12 protein-coding genes are annotated in these 14,849 nt (G+C 50.7%); 7 read left to right on the top strand and 5 right to left on the bottom strand.

Annotation, left to right across the window (positions count from 1 at the left end; all coding sequences use genetic code 11):
• The first annotated feature begins 85 nt into the window (after positions 1-85).
• From BCF53_RS16140 to BCF53_RS16155, 4 genes are all read left to right on the top strand, one after another.
• Entirely contained in the window at positions 86-907 is an 822-nt protein-coding gene (locus tag BCF53_RS16140) for an amidohydrolase family protein (protein ID WP_132703243.1), read from the top strand.
• A complete protein-coding gene (locus BCF53_RS16145) occupies positions 904-1,302 on the top strand; it encodes a FixH family protein (protein ID WP_132703245.1) in 399 nt (132 codons plus the stop codon). Before BCF53_RS16140 ends, BCF53_RS16145 begins: the two co-directional genes overlap by 4 nt.
• Positions 1,299-2,462: a cytochrome-c peroxidase gene (locus BCF53_RS16150; protein ID WP_132703247.1), complete on the top strand. Its 1,164-nt coding sequence runs from the start codon at positions 1,299-1,301 to the stop codon at positions 2,460-2,462. Before BCF53_RS16145 ends, BCF53_RS16150 begins: the two co-directional genes overlap by 4 nt.
• A 199-nt stretch (positions 2,463-2,661) precedes the next feature.
• Positions 2,662-4,200 carry an Lcl C-terminal domain-containing protein gene (locus tag BCF53_RS16155; RefSeq protein WP_132703249.1) on the top strand — a complete coding sequence of 513 codons (1,539 nt, stop codon included), beginning with the start codon at positions 2,662-2,664 and terminating at the stop codon, positions 4,198-4,200.
• A 249-nt stretch (positions 4,201-4,449) separates the two neighbouring features.
• On the opposite strand, the gene BCF53_RS16165 is transcribed toward BCF53_RS16155, so the two are convergent.
• The 3 genes from BCF53_RS16165 to BCF53_RS16175 form a co-directional block, all read right to left on the bottom strand.
• Positions 4,450-5,073, bottom strand: a complete 624-nt coding sequence (locus BCF53_RS16165) for a glutathione S-transferase family protein (protein WP_165901951.1) — start codon at positions 5,071-5,073, stop codon at positions 4,450-4,452.
• Between the two features lie 105 nt (positions 5,074-5,178).
• Positions 5,179-5,559 carry a VOC family protein gene (locus tag BCF53_RS16170; protein ID WP_132703253.1) on the bottom strand — a complete coding sequence of 127 codons (381 nt, stop codon included), beginning with the start codon at positions 5,557-5,559 and terminating at the stop codon, positions 5,179-5,181.
• Positions 5,560-5,694: 135 nt separating this feature from the next.
• A complete protein-coding gene (locus BCF53_RS16175) occupies positions 5,695-6,291 on the bottom strand; it encodes a TetR/AcrR family transcriptional regulator (RefSeq protein ID WP_341539416.1) in 597 nt (198 codons plus the stop codon).
• A gap of 101 nt (positions 6,292-6,392) precedes the next feature.
• Here BCF53_RS16175 and BCF53_RS16180 point away from each other — a divergent pair, with 101 nt between their 5' ends.
• From BCF53_RS16180 to BCF53_RS16190, 3 genes are all read left to right on the top strand, one after another.
• Positions 6,393-7,457, top strand: coding sequence for an efflux RND transporter periplasmic adaptor subunit (locus tag BCF53_RS16180; protein WP_132703257.1), 1,065 nt, complete (start codon positions 6,393-6,395; stop codon positions 7,455-7,457).
• A gap of 3 nt (positions 7,458-7,460) precedes the next feature.
• On the top strand, positions 7,461-10,523 hold the full coding sequence (locus BCF53_RS16185; RefSeq protein ID WP_132703259.1) for an efflux RND transporter permease subunit: 3,063 nt from the start codon (positions 7,461-7,463) through the stop codon (positions 10,521-10,523).
• A gap of 533 nt (positions 10,524-11,056) precedes the next feature.
• Positions 11,057-11,725, top strand: coding sequence for a hypothetical protein (locus BCF53_RS16190; protein WP_207902760.1), 669 nt, complete (start codon positions 11,057-11,059; stop codon positions 11,723-11,725).
• Here BCF53_RS16190 and BCF53_RS16195 read toward each other — a convergent pair.
• Both BCF53_RS16195 and BCF53_RS16200 read right to left on the bottom strand, forming a co-directional pair.
• A complete protein-coding gene (locus BCF53_RS16195) occupies positions 11,718-12,908 on the bottom strand; it encodes a DNA cytosine methyltransferase (protein ID WP_132703261.1) in 1,191 nt (396 codons plus the stop codon). The genes BCF53_RS16190 and BCF53_RS16195 overlap by 8 nt on opposite strands.
• Positions 12,909-13,541: 633 nt before the next feature.
• Positions 13,542-14,528 carry a transposase gene (locus tag BCF53_RS16200; RefSeq protein WP_132703263.1) on the bottom strand — a complete coding sequence of 329 codons (987 nt, stop codon included), beginning with the start codon at positions 14,526-14,528 and terminating at the stop codon, positions 13,542-13,544.
• Positions 14,529-14,849 lie beyond the last annotated feature (321 nt).

Raw genomic sequence — 14,849 nt, forward strand, 5'->3', positions numbered from 1 at the left:
AGGTAGCTAAAAAATAACCTATTGATTTATTGAGAACAGTTCTTAAATTCAAAGCAGCGATGATTGCTGAAGGGAGCAACGGGTGATGAAACTTAAACAAATGTTGGCCGCAGGGTTGCTGGGGTTGTCGGCACTGGCCGGTGCCTCGCCGTTTATGGAACTGGTGGATACGCACATTCACTACAGTCACGATGCCTGGGAACGTACACCGCCGCCGGAGGCCATTCGCTTGCTGCGCCTGGCCGGTTTACAGAAGGCCTTTGTTTCCAGCTCCAGCGATCAGGGCACGCAAATGCTCTACGCCGAAGCGCCGGATCTGATCGTGCCGGTACTGCGCCCGTACCGCAAGCGCGGTGAAATCAGCACCTGGTTCCGCGATGAAACGGTCATCCCCATGCTCGAAGACCTGCTGGAAAAGAACACCTACGCTGGCATCGGCGAGTTTCACATCTATGGTGATGACGCCAACATGCCGGTCATTCGCCGGGTGGTGGAGCTGGCGCAGCAATACCACTGCTTCCTGCACTTGCATGGCGATGCTGAAGCGGTCGAAAACGTCTTTAAGCAAGACCCGAACGCCACCATCCTGTGGGCGCACTCCGGTTTTGAAGGCCCGGCGGTGGTATCACAAATGCTGGCACGCTTCCCGAACCTGAAGGCCGATCTCGCCTTCCGTAACGACCATGCCTTTCAAGGCAAGGTGGATGCCCAGTGGCGCGAGCTGTTCCTGAAATACCCGGATCGGATCATGGTCGGCACCGATACTTTCGCACCGGAGCGCTGGCACTACATTATGGATCACGCCGACTGGACGCGTGAATGGCTGAAGGATTTACCCGAATCTGTGGCGCAGAAGATCGGCTATCAGAACGGCTTGGATTTAGCCGCGTGGGCGCTGAATAAATGACGATCAAGCGCTTACTGCTGCCACTGTTCAGCCTGACCCTGGCCGGTCAGGCCTTGGCCGACTGCCAGCTCAGTGGCGATTACAGCGGCCATGCGCAGAGCCTGAGTGTCGGCTTTTCAACCCTGCCTGCGCCGGTGGCCATCGGCGAAGCCTTCTCCCTGATGCTGACCGCCTGCCATGACGACGGCACGCCCTTTACCGGCCAGATTACCGCCTCGGCGGTAATGCCCGCGCATCAGCACGGCATGAACTATCAGCCCACGGTGCAGCGCCTTGCGCCGGGGCACTACCGGCTGGATGGTTATCTGTTCCATATGCCGGGCGACTGGCAGTTTCAGTTCCGCATGGCATCCGGCGGCCGCTATGAAACGGTCACCGTTGATTACCCGCAATGATGCGCCTGCTGATCAGCCTGTTGTTCACTTGTGGCCTGGCCGCTGCCAGCGACTGGAGCGCCACCGAGCGGGCCTTTGTTCAATCGCTCGGGCCCTGGCCGCAAGCCGCAGTGGCCGATGCCAGCAACCGCTTATCCGGTGACGTTCGCGCCATCGAGCTGGGCCGGCAGCTGTTTTTCGACCGCCGGCTCTCTGCTAATAACGCCCTGGCCTGCGCAGACTGTCACCGGCCGGATGCACAGTTTGCCGATGGCATTGCGCTCAACCGCGGCTTTGGCGCTCTTGCGCGTCATACGCCGGCGTTGCTTAACCTCAGCCAGCGCTACTGGTTTGGCTGGGGGGGCGAAAACGACAACCTGTGGGCGCAGTCGATGCGGCCCATCCTCACCCCGGAAGAAATGAATGCCAGCCTGACGCAGGTGTCAGAAACCCTGCGCCAGGACGATGCCTTCGCCTGCCGCTTTCAGGCCACGACCGGGCTTGCGCTGCAAACGCTGGATGAACAGACGCAGCTGGTTTGGATAGGCAAGCTGTTGGCCGCCTATCAGGAGACCATCGTCACCGGGCGAACCGCCTTTGATACCTTTCGTGATCAGCTGCTTCAGGGCCAGCCGCTAACGGCGTTGAATGCCTCTGAACAGGCCGGTCTGAAGCTGTTCATCGGCGAAGGCCGCTGCGTGTTCTGTCATTCCGGTGCCGGTTTTAGCAATGGCGAGTTCGGCGATATCGGCGTCAGCTTCTTTACCGCCAGCGGTGTCGATAAGGGCCGCTATGCCGGTATTCAGTCGGTGACCCGCTCGCCTTTCAACCGGCTGGGCGCGTTCAGTGATTCCATCGCCAGTGGCAGCCGTACGCAGCATATTCAGCTGCTGCACCGTAACTGGGGCGAGTTCCGCGTCCCGTCATTGCGTAATGTGGCCGATACCGCGCCCTACATGCACAACGGCAGCGTTGAAACGCTGGCCGAGGTCGTCGATTTTTATTCAGAGCTGGATGAAGAACGGCTGCATACCGACGGCGAGAAAATACTGCGGCCACTGCATCTTTCTGCACCGGAAAAACAAAATCTGATCGCCTTTCTGCAAAGTCTGTCGGCACCGGTCAGCGCGGCCACTGACCAGCCTGACCTGTTTCAGAACTGCCCACAGGCCGCCGGTTGAAGCAACAGTTTCAGCCTTATGTTTTAACTTTGTGATGAACTGATGGAGGCGGTTTAATTCGTGAACTGGCGGCGTCCAAACACCGCCATTTGGACGCTAAATACCTGTTGTTTACTTAATCTGCGCCGGTGTCGAACTGCACGTGAGCCTCACGGCTGCTGTCTTGCAACGACTACCTTCAAACAACAGGAGAAATCAAATGAAGGCCTTTCCCAGCGCCGCAATTTTCAGTGCATGCTTACTCAGCGTTGCGTTAACCGGCTGTAATTCCAGCGATGACGACGACAGCACGAGCGAATCAACAGAAACGACTACGACGTCATCGTCTTCAACGACGACTACGACCACCACATCCACGGAATATGGTACCTACAGCATTGCCGACTCCGAACAGGAAAGCTGCTACGACAATACCCTTGAAATGACCTGCTCAACCGATACCAGCTACTTTTATGGACAGGATGCGCAGAACATCGGCAGCGTGAACGCGCAGTCTTACACCGATAACGGGGATGATACCGTCACCGATAACATCACCGGCATTATGTGGACACAAAGCCCGGATTTAGACGGCATCGGTAACGACGATGGCTACATTACATCGGACGACAAGCTCTCGTCCGATAACGCCTATACCGCCTGTGAAGACCTGGAGCTGGCCGGCTATACCGACTGGCAGCTACCCAATATTAAACAGCTGTACTCGCTGATGAACTTCAAAGGCATGGACCCGGAAAACTCCGGTGATGTCACCACTTATCTGGTGCCGTTTATTGATGCAACCGTCTATGACCCTAGCACCGGTGCCATTAACACCCAGGGCGAGTACGCGGCCTTCCACTTTGCCTATGGCACCACGGACGATGAACGTATTATCGACTCGCAATACGCCACCACGTCTAAGTACTACAACGACGAAGGCACTGAGATGATGTTCGGTGTGAACTTCGCCGATGGGCGCATTAAAGGCTATACCGAAGAGTTCCTGCCGGGTCAGGATAAAACCTACTTCGTCATGTGTATGCGCAACAACACCAGTTACGCGACCAACGATTTTGAACTGACCGATGATGAAACCACCGTCACCGACAATGCCACCGGCCTAATGTGGGCGCGCGATGACAGCGGTGAAGATTACAGCACCGGCTTTGATTACACCGCGCTGGACTGGACCGACAGCGACGACAACGGCCTGTTGGTGAGCGATGAAAGCGATGATGACGAAATGCGCGGTGCCATGAGCTGGCAGGCCGCACTGGATTACGCTCAGGAAATGAACGAAGCCGAATACTTAGGCTATAGCGACTGGCGTTTACCGACCATTAAAGAGCTGCACTCCATTACCGAGTATTCAGAATCGTACGTTGGCGCAGCCATCGATACCGACTACTTCTATGCCACGCCAATCACCAACGAAAACGGTGACGAAGACTATGCCTTCTACTGGAGCAGCACCACGCACGCCACCGATGGTGCTATTTATGGCTCAGACAATGTTTACGGCGGCCAGACGGATGACTACGGCGATGCCGGCTCTTACGTTGCCTTTGGCCGGGCGCTGGGTTACGACAGTGACGGTGCCAGCGACGAAAACGATTGGGTCGATGTTCACGGTGCAGGCGCTCAGCGCAGTGAAATGAAAGAATGGGATGGCGAAGACTATTCGGGTGGTTCCGGCCCGCAGTACGATGCCGTGCGTTTCTATCACTATGTGCGTTTGGTGCGTGACGCTGAGTAATCAGTCTTTGTAAGCCAAAAGCTAAAAAGCCAGCATTTTTGTTGCTGGCTTTCCAGGTTGCCGGTAAACCCCGCCGCCGAAAAGGTATCACTTAAATGGACCGCTGCAAGTATCGTCCTGATACGCTCGACGAAAACATCCATGTTTTCGACGTCCATTTAAGTGATACCTTTTCACCGTCTCGAAGGCTGTAGCAGCTTTGTCATCAGCCTGAAAAGCCAGCACTTTCGTGCTGGCTTTCTTATGTACTTACGCCGCCTCGATCTGTGCCCGGCGTTGATAGCTCGGCATGGCCTCAATGCGTTCTTTGTGGGCCAGGATGGCCGGGTAATCATCCAGCGGGAAGCCGCCCCGTTGCGCGCGCGAATAGCACCAGTGCAGGTAGGTATCGACAATGGCCCATTGCTCGCCATACCACCAGTCAGATTCTTGCAGGCGCTTTTCAATGGCTTGCAGATGAACCGTTAGTGCGATCTTACCGCGGGCAACCACATCGTCTTTATCTTCCGCGACCGTATAGTAGGCCGGCACGCACACATGGCGCACCGACGGGTGCACAGTGCTGGAACACCACATTAAATCGGAATAATACAGCGAGCGCTGAAAGGCATCGTCGGTTTCGGGTATCAGCTTCGAGCCTTCAACCAGCGAGTTCAGATAAATAAGAATGGCCGGATTTTCGGTCAGCAGTTTGCCATCGGCAACCAGCGCCGGCACCTTGCCGTGCGGGTTAATGCTCAGATAGCGTTCTGTTTTGTGCTCACCAGAAGAAAGATCCACCCGGATAAATTCACAGTCCAGCCCCAGTTCTTTAATGGCGTTAATGGTGATGCCAGAGCAGGCACCAGGCGAGTAGTACAGCGTTAATGACATTGCATTCCCTATGAATGGTTTGCTCGGCCCACAGTAAAACATGCAGGCGCGGGTGCTCCAATATGCATTCCGTGTAAAGGTGGCAATGCCGGAAAAAAGTGCGGCTCAGTTTTGCGAATGCAGGCCAATCATATTGCCTTCGGTATCGATAACCAGAGCAATAAAGCCGTACTCACCTATGGAAAATTTGGGCTTAAAGACCTTACCGCCAGCGCCTTCAATGCGGCTCTGCTCCTGAGCGCAATCCTCGCAGCCAAAGTACACCATGGTGCTGTTACCGCCGGCCGGTACGCCTTCCATCTGTACCAGTGCGCCAGAGGCACCATATTTAGTCATCTCGGAGGGGAAGCCCATCATGATCATGCTCTGATCGCTTGGGTCGCCTAAAGGCTCCAGCCGGCTGTTAAACACCTGCTGATAAAAGTGGGCTGCTCGGTTGATGTCATCGACATAAATTTCAAACCAGGTTACCGGGTTAAATTCCATCTTCTTGCTCCTCGTATTCTGCGTTGGCAGGCCGAAAGAAAATCATAACGGTGGCCGATAGGGGTGCAGCCAAACTGCACCGCATCAATATAGCAGAGCGGGGTAAATGCGAAGGAAAGAATAGCGCCGGTGTCGTCAGCTTTTCATCTTTGCAAACATCTCGAACGGCAGCTCAAACAGCTTTACCAGATCATCAGAAGACTCTTTGCGGTTGCGTTCCAGCCAGGTGTGCAGAGTGGTGCTAATACTCAGCTGTATCGAGTTATGGAAGTAGACGTACTGAACTTCATTAAGACCAAAGCGCTCCAGCTTCTCTTGCATCTTGATTTGCGAAGCTGCGAAGAACATTTCGCCAAATATTTGCCAGCGGTGGGCTTTATATAGCGCGTTGAGCAGATCGCCACGGGCTACCCAGAAGTCGAAGAAGATTTTTATCTCTGCACTGGTATCAATGTCAGGAGCCATGTTGCAGGTAGCTTCATGAAGCTGTTCAAAGTGTTGGTTCGTGGCAAAGCGTAGAATGTCATCTACATAGTCGAAATTACGATAAAAGGTAGCGCGGCCAATTCCGGCTTTCTCACATACCTCTTTAATGCCAATTTTATCGAATTCTTTTTCGTCCATTAGCTCTAAAACCGCGTTATAGAGCGCCTCCGCCGAATGTATGACACGTTTGTCTGTGCTGTTTCGATACATATGTCTAACTTTTGTCTCGTTGCTAAGTTTTACCATTGAAAGCAATTTTAGTAAGCCCTATATTCGCCGCAATTACAATACATATGTTTCATAAGTCAATCACAAAGCGTTTTTTATAAAACGGGAGATTTTTCAAAATGGGTTATCGAATCGGCGGCAGCGTCGTCATTCTTATCGGTATTGCTTTGTTCCTGGTATTACAGGGCGCAACCAATGCATCTCAGATTCAAACGTCACTGAGCACGGTTAAGGTACTGCAGGTGACCAGTGCCGATCAGGTACAGCAGCGTAACTTTCCCGCGAAGGTCGTGGCTTCGTCTTCGGCTAACCTGGCGACCAAAGTGGGCGGCCAGGTAAAAATTATCTATGTAGAGCCGGGCGATCTGGTGAAGAAAGGCGATACCCTGCTGGAAATTGACCCCGTCGACTATCAACTGGGCTACGAGCAGGCGGAAGCTAACCTGACTCTGGCGCAGGCAACCTACAATCGCATCTACGCTTCTTTTCAGAAGGGCGTTTCCACGCAATCAGATCTGGATAACGTTAAAGCTCAGCTCGATCTGGCACAGATCGCCCTGAAGCAGGCCCGTAACAGCCTGACCGATACTAAGCTGATTGCGCCCTACGATGCCATTGTGGTGCGCGTAGACCCGGAAGAGCACGAATTCGTTTCGCCACAAACACCGCTGGTTTTTATTCAATCCCGCGAGGCCATCCTGGTTGAGTTTCAGGTGCCAAGCGACATCATCGCCACCGTGGGTGATGTAAATAACCTGCCGCCAGCGACTGTGCGTTTCGATGCCATGCCAAAGCAATCTTACCCGGCCACCATTAAAGAGTTCTCTATTGAATCAGACGCCTCAACACGCGCCTACGATGTCACCCTGCAGATTCCGTTAAACGGCGCGAACAATATTCGCCTGTTGCCGGGTATGGAAGCCACCGTAGAACTGAAAGTTGATCGCCCGGAATCGACCGGCAGCGTTGTGGTGCCAAGCCATGCCGTGTTCATGAATGGTGATCAGGCGAGCGTATGGGTAGTAAATGAAGATCACGTTGTGCGCACCAATGTCGAGTTAGGCTCGTTGCGTAACAACGGCATTGAAGTGAATGCAGGCCTGAATGCCGGTGATGTCATTGTTGTGGCAGGGGTTTACCAGCTGACCGACAACCAGATGATTAATGTTTGGGCAGGCGAATAATTCATGGTCGATGTAGCGAAGTATTTTATCGAAAAACGCGTTACCAGCTGGATGATTACTTTCATTCTGCTGGTGGGCGGCGCGGTTGCGTTTACCAACTTAGGCCGCTTGGAAGACCCGGAGTTTTCGATCAAGCAGGTGAACATTTTCACCAGCTACCCGGGCGCCACGCCAGAGCAGGTTGAAGACGAAGTGACCTACCTGTTGGAAGCAGAAATGCAAAACCTGCCGTATGTCGATCAGATTACCTCAACCAGTACCGCAGGTATGTCGGAGCTGAACGTAGAGCTGAAAGACACCATACCAGGCGACAGTCTGGGCCAAATTTGGGATGAAGTTCGTAAGAAGATCAGTGACTTGGAGCCTTACTTCCCGCCGGGTGTGGGTTCACCGTTGGTTGTTGATGACTTCAGCGATGTATACGGCATTCTGCTGGCCTTCACCGCGACCGAAGAAGGCGGCTACAGCTATGCCGAACTCGATAGCATTGTCACCGATCTTAGCAAAGAGCTGGCACTGGTAGAGGGCGTTTCCAAAGTGGCCGTGGGCGGTGATCAGACTGAAGAGATCCGCATTGAAGTGCCCACTAAAAACCTGGTCTCGATGGGTATTCCGATTGAAACCATCGCCGCTGTTTTAAGTTCACAAAACACGGTCTCCAGTTCGGGTTCGATTACCGTTGGCCAGGAATACATCCGTTTATCGCCCACCGGTGAGTTCCAGTCGGTCGATGAACTGGGCCTGTTGACCATTACCAGCGAAAACGGCAACACCGTAAAGCTGCGAGATATCGCCACCATTGAACGCACCTACAGCGAACCTGCCACGCACATCATTCAGTTCGATGGTAAACCGGCCATTACCCTGGGCGTTTCCTTCCTGCCCGGTGTAAACGTGGTGGAAGTGGGTGAGTTGGTGCGTGCCGAGCTGGAATCGCTGTCGTCCATGATTCCTCTGGGTGTTGAGTACAACCCTATTTACTTCCAGAGCGATGAAGTGGCCAACGCCGTTTCCGGCTTCCTGATGAGCCTGGTACAGGCCGTGGGCATTGTTATTGTGGTGCTGCTGGTCTTTATGGGCCTGCGTTCCGGTATTTTGATTGGCCTGATTCTGGTGATCACCATTTTCGGTACCTTCATCATTATGGATATGGCCGGAATATCGTTACAGCGCATCTCACTAGGCGGCTTAATTGTCTCGCTCGGTATGCTGGTGGATAACGCCATTGTGGTGGTTGAAGGCGTGCTCATTGGCATGAAGAAGGGTAAGACCAAGCTTCAGGCCGCAAGTGATGTGGTTAAGCAAACCAAATGGCCCTTGCTGGGTGCCACTGTGGTCGCCATTACCGCATTCGGCCCTATTGGTCTTTCGCCGGATTCCATCGGTGAGTTCGTCGGTTCGCTGTTCTGGGTGCTGTTAATCAGCCTTTTAATCAGTTGGTTCACCGCCGTTGCCTTAACGCCATTCTTCTGCGACCTGATGTTTAAAGAGGGTGCCGCTGTGGTCAGCGACGAAGAAGAAAACGACCCGTATAAAGGTTTCATCTTCACCATTTATAAAAAGCTGTTGTCTGCCGCCATGGCACACCGCTGGGTTTCTATCGTTGTGCTGGTGGGCATGTTGTTCGGCGCGTTGTGGTCATTCCAGTTTGTGAAGCAGGCATTCTTCCCGGCTTCGGCAACGCCCATGTTTTATGTTGAGCTGCGCTACCCGGAAGGTACCAGCATGGAAACAACCACGGCAAAAGCAGCCGAACTGGGCAGCTTCTTAAGTGAAGACGAGCGCGTCGAGTTTGTGGCCTCAACCATTAACTACGGCTTCTCCCGCTTTATGCTGACCTACCAGTCGGTGGAATACGGCGAGAACAATGCGCAGCTGGTGGTGCGCACCCACAACCGTGATGAAATTCCTGCGCTGCTGAACGATATCGACAGCTATCTTTCTTACGAGCAGCCGGAAGTATTCTTCATGACCCGCAGAATACAACTTGGGCCTGCCAGTGGCTCTAAACTAGAGGTTCGCTTCCAGGGTAAAGATGCAACCGTACTGCGTGAGCTGGCTGAAGAAGTTAAAGATATTTATCGCAGCAACGAATACCTTTCCGGCGTTCGTGACGATTGGAAACAGCCGGTGAAAGTACTGCAACCTGTATTCGATGTAGAAAAGGGTGCAGAGCTGGGCATTACCAAGTCAGATTTCGAAACCGCACTGCTAACGTTTGCCGAAGGGCAAACGGTAGGTGTGTATCGCGACGGAACCGACCTGCTGCCGATTAAACTGACGCTGCCAGAAACGGAACGCGATGGTGTTGATCAGCTGCAGAATATTCAGCTGTACTCCAACGGCCGTTACATCAACATTACCGAAGTGACCGATGGCTTTAATGTGGTTTGGGAAAACCCAACCATTGAACACCGCGACCGCGAGCGAACCATTACCGCCATGGCAGACCCGGCGCTGGATAGCCCGTACATTGCCGACGAGCTGTTCTTCCAGGTGAAAGATGCCATCGACGCCATTGAACTGCCAGAGGGCTATACCCTAACCCACGGCGGTGAGTACGAAAGCTCTGCAGAAGCACGCGGCAACATGGCACGCCTGGCACCGATGGGTTACATGTTTATGCTCATCATCACCATACTGCTGTTTAACTCGTTTAAAGAAGCCGCCGTCGTGTGGTTGTGTGTACCGCTGATGCTGGTGGGTATTGTGACCGGCCTGCTGGTACTGAACATACCGTTCGGCTTCATGGGCTTCATCGGCCTGCTCAGCTTAACCGGCATGGTGGTGAAAAACGGCATTGTCTTGATAGACCAGGTGAACGTTGAAATAAACGACGGCAAAGACCATTACCGCGCCATGTACGATGCCGCCATCAGCCGTTTACGACCGGTGATGATGGCCGCCGTAACCACCATTCTGGGCTTACTGCCACTGCTGGCTGACCCGTTCTTCCAGGATATGGCCGTGGTGATCAGCTTTGGTTTGGGCTTTGCCACGCTGTTGACGTTGGTCGCCGTACCGGTGTTTTACGTGACCTTCTTTAAAGCGAAACGTACGGTATAACTTGAAAGTTTTAACAGTTCTAAGATGACTACGCGATAAATGACTGCGTAATTTTATAAGCACCTTCGGGTGCTTTTTTTTGGCTGAAAGAAAGTGCTAATAACAATAAATCGTTAAGAAATTTGGCCTCAAAAAATCTGTCAGAGCTGCCGAGTTAGTACATTAGGCGGGTTCGCAGCTGTCGCTTTTTATCGGAAATTTCGTGGTTATACGACAGCTGTCGCAATTGCTGGAAATTACAAGAAATCCAAAGATTACAAGCATTAAATCATCGTTTTAAATGCGGGCTGTAATCTATTGATTTTATTGGTTTTTTATGGTTTTCGCGTATCTCCGAACATTGCGACACTTGTCGCTTTTTATGGAATATTGACATTGACAGAAAATGCCGAGGTGCTCAATATTGCTGGCCTGTAGCGGTGTTTTATTTGTCGCGTTAATTTGAAGACTACGACACGGAAGAAAGCGACGGATATCTAAGCGTTATGGCCCCTAAGTTCACCCAATAATATCAATCAATTCTAGGAGTAGTTGTGGTAGGTAATTTTCAAGACGATGACCGTGAAGAAGCAATGCGTGTTCTGTTCGAGTTATATAAAGACGATAGCGAAGGACGAGATGGTGTTGACGCACATATGGAAATTGATGGGATGGTTGTACCTTTTGAACTTAAGACAACTTCAACGGGGGCAGTGACCACAGTTAGGGATTTTGGTCCTGATCACATTCAAAAATGGAAAGACAAACATTGGCTCATTGGCTTTTTTATTAAAGGCCGAGAATTTTACCATTATGGCTCTCCCGACATGATGCAAGACTGGATTAAAAGCAAAGAGCAATATATTAAACCTGATTTCATGTTGGCAGATTTAGCATCTAGTAAGCTTTCGATTGAGGATCTGTATCAGGTAGTGGAAGAAAAACCACTCTATACATATGAGGATGCAAAGGGACTACAAAAAAAGCAGTACAAGAAGAGCAAATATATTGAGCTGCAGGATGTCCCTGGAGGCTATAGCCCAGAGAGGATGTTAGAAATTATTAAAGATAGAGCCAAATATCTTGTACAGAGAGGTAGTACTCTAAATAACCCACACATTCCTTTTACATACTTTAATGGGTGGGTTGAAATTACAGAAAATCATGCTGAAACATTACGGAGATTCGTCAGAGCATACTACGCTCAAATTCATCCTAACTGAGCGCAATAGCAACATTTTTTGCAACCTGATAGGCAACAGGCGGGGCAACAGAGTTTCCGATTTGCCCCAAAGCCTGATAAACGGCCCCTGAGAGCTTCCAGCTTTCTGGAAATCCTTGCAATAAGCCAACATCCGAAACACTTAATCTAAAATGATCGTGCTTAGCGGGAAACCCTGAAGCTTTTTCTCTGTCAGCTTGAACGCCATTTGGCCATATCAGCATATCGCCCCAAGCCTTTTGGCCTGCAGAGCTATTTAATACAGAAGTTGTATTTCTCTTACCTGTAAAAGCAGAGCGAATTGTTGGGGCTAAGCTATCAAAGCCGATATCTGGTAGTCCAAGTGCTTCCCGAACGCCCATAGTTTTTGGCTTTTCGGTAGCGAATAAGTCCTGAACATTTCTGTTTTTAGGGTTATCTAATGAGCTTTTGTCATGGGTCGGCTCTGGAATAGTAAATTTGGAAAAAGCTTTCTTTGTTTTAAAGCCAACAAAGAAAACTCGCCTTCTAATTTGCGGTACGCCATAGTCAGCTGCATGCATTTCAAATCTTACTATGTGGTAGTCGTTGAGCTGCTCCAAGATATACTTCTGGACAAACCCTTCGAACTTTGGGTTCATTAGCCCTAATACATTTTCTGCAACAAACGCTTTTGGCTTAATGGTGTTTACCGCTCTATTGAACTCGCCCCACATATTTCTTTCGTCATCTAAACCCCTTTGCTCTCCAGCGATGGAAAAGGGCTGGCAAGGAGGCCCGCCTTGGATTAGGTCAACTTTCCCCTTATATGCTTTCCAGTCGATAAGGGTTACATCTCCCTCGTCTGGGCCGCCATAAACCGCCCAACTAGGTCTATTGGCTTTGAGAGTGTCTTTGCAAATCGGTATCAGTTCGTAAGATGCAACATGCGTATAGCCCGCACGATCAAATCCGAGATCAAGACCTCCTCCTCCTGCAAATAGGCTTAGCGCTCTAATCCCGTTGGTTTCCAGTTGGGGCATTAGATCGTTTGGGTCTAATTTTGGGGTGTTAACTTCGTGAATAGCGTCATGTAGCCCCTGCTCTGCAGCGAGCTTAGCGAGTCGAGCCTCTTGCGAAATTCGTCTATATTCGGCTCTTTTTTCGTCAGTAATATCATATTCTTTTCTAGCTGAATTCTTGTATACGGACTGTTTTGCTGGCACGGGCCTACCCCAAAGCTATTCTTTTAAAATATACTGTACATAATATCAGTCAAGCTTGGAAAAGTCAGCTGTTTTTTTGAAAAGAGTTAACAAGACACCCACCCTAAATCATAGAGCCTTTTCCTTGCCTGATGAGGAGCTTGCGCTGCTTCAGCAGTCAAGCGAACGGCCAGAATTAATTTGATTTGACCCAAAACCGCCGATTTCAGGCACACTAAAACTTCAGCGCGGCTGAATTTCTCAATATTGTTTGAAAGAGTGTCTAAGTCAGCAGTGCACCAAGAAATTAACAAGACATCCACTCTAAATCATAGAGCCTTCTCCTTGCCTGATGAGGAGCTTGCGCTGCTTCAGCAGTCAAGCGAACGGCCAGAATTAATTTGATTTCACCTAAAACCGCCGATTTCAGGCACACTAAAACTTCAGCGCGGCTGAATTTCTCAATATTGTTTGAATAGTTAACAAGACACCCATCCTAAATCATAGAGCATTCTCCTTGCTTGATGAGGAGCTTGTGCTGCCTCAGCTATCAAAAAACGGCCAGAATAAATGTTGAGGAACCCAAAATCGCCGATTTCAGCCACACTAAAACTTCAGCGCGGCTGAATTTCTCAATATTGTTTGAAAGAGTGTCTAAGTCAGCAGCACACCAACGTTTGGTATTCGCTGATAGCCCAGATCAGGTAATTTCTGCTTCAGCGAATCCAACTTTCCGGCAAAGCCTTTAAAGCTTTTTTCAAAGTGCTGGGCGCTGTAAAGCCAGTTTTTAGGTTCAATGTTTAGGCGTTTTAAGATGGGCGGCAGGTTGGCGGGTATTGCGCCTCGTTTGTCTTCACGCAGGCAGCGGCCTGTCCAATCCAGCAGTTGCAAGTAATCTTCAAGTTTGAATGGCAGGCCTTCGGGCATGGGCTGGCGTGGGTTGCCAACGAATGGGAAGAGCGTTTTTGGTTGGTGGGCTTCGGTACCGTTAGTGGGTGTTGTTTTGGTTTTTTGGATGCGTTTTTGTGCAGAGGTAAATTCGGATTGTTCCGGGGTTTCGGCCATGCTGGCACGAATGGGGTTTAGATCGACATACGCCATGCAGGCCGCGAGGGCTTGTTCATCGAGCAGTGCCTGAGATTTAAAGCGCCCTTCCCAGAATCGGCCGGTGCATTGATCTTCAGTGTTGGCTTCGCGCGCGATGCCTTCGTTTAATACGCGCATGAACAAGCTGATGTCCATTAACCGGGAACGCCAGGTATCGGTGAGTTCGTTGACGACGGTCATTTCTGCATCAGTCATGGGCTCATCCCGCAAAAACCGAGCAGACAGATGATTGCCTTTGAACAGGCTTTGCCAGCGGGCATGAACCGCTTTATTGGAAAGTTGTTCGGCCTGCTGAGTGTTAATGTGCAAAACCACATGGTAGTGGTTCGACATCACGGCATAGGCGCAGACATCGATGCAGAAGACTTGGCCTAATTTGAGCATTTTCTGCTCAACCCAGCCCCGTCTGTGTTCATAACTGACTCCGGTCTGAACATCAATTCCGCATAGAAATGCACGCCGCACACAGCGTGAAATGCAGTGATAGTAGGGGGTTGCGTCGATGGATACCTGAGCACTCCTTGGCTTTGGCATAATCAATCCCTGGATAAATACAGTATGTATATGCAACCAGTTGAGTGGGCTTGAGTCAAGCCTTACGGTGGGTGTCTCCTTACTTCGCCTATATTTATTTTAATGCTGTAGTTGAAGAGCACAGAGCGTTAGCTGGTCAGTGTTTTATGCGCTACTAGATCAGCTGCAGATTCAGCATTAGATTGGTCTTAATTTAGCGAGAATATTGGGTATCAGATTAAGGGGAGTCAGAGTCATTGATATTTGGCTGATATCATGAATCTGAAAGAGAGATAATATCAAATGAAGACTACCCGTTTGACAACTGAAATTTAAATATCC

The organism is Reinekea marinisedimentorum (assembly GCF_004341165.1).
Lineage (GTDB): Bacteria > Pseudomonadota > Gammaproteobacteria > Pseudomonadales > Natronospirillaceae > Reinekea > Reinekea marinisedimentorum.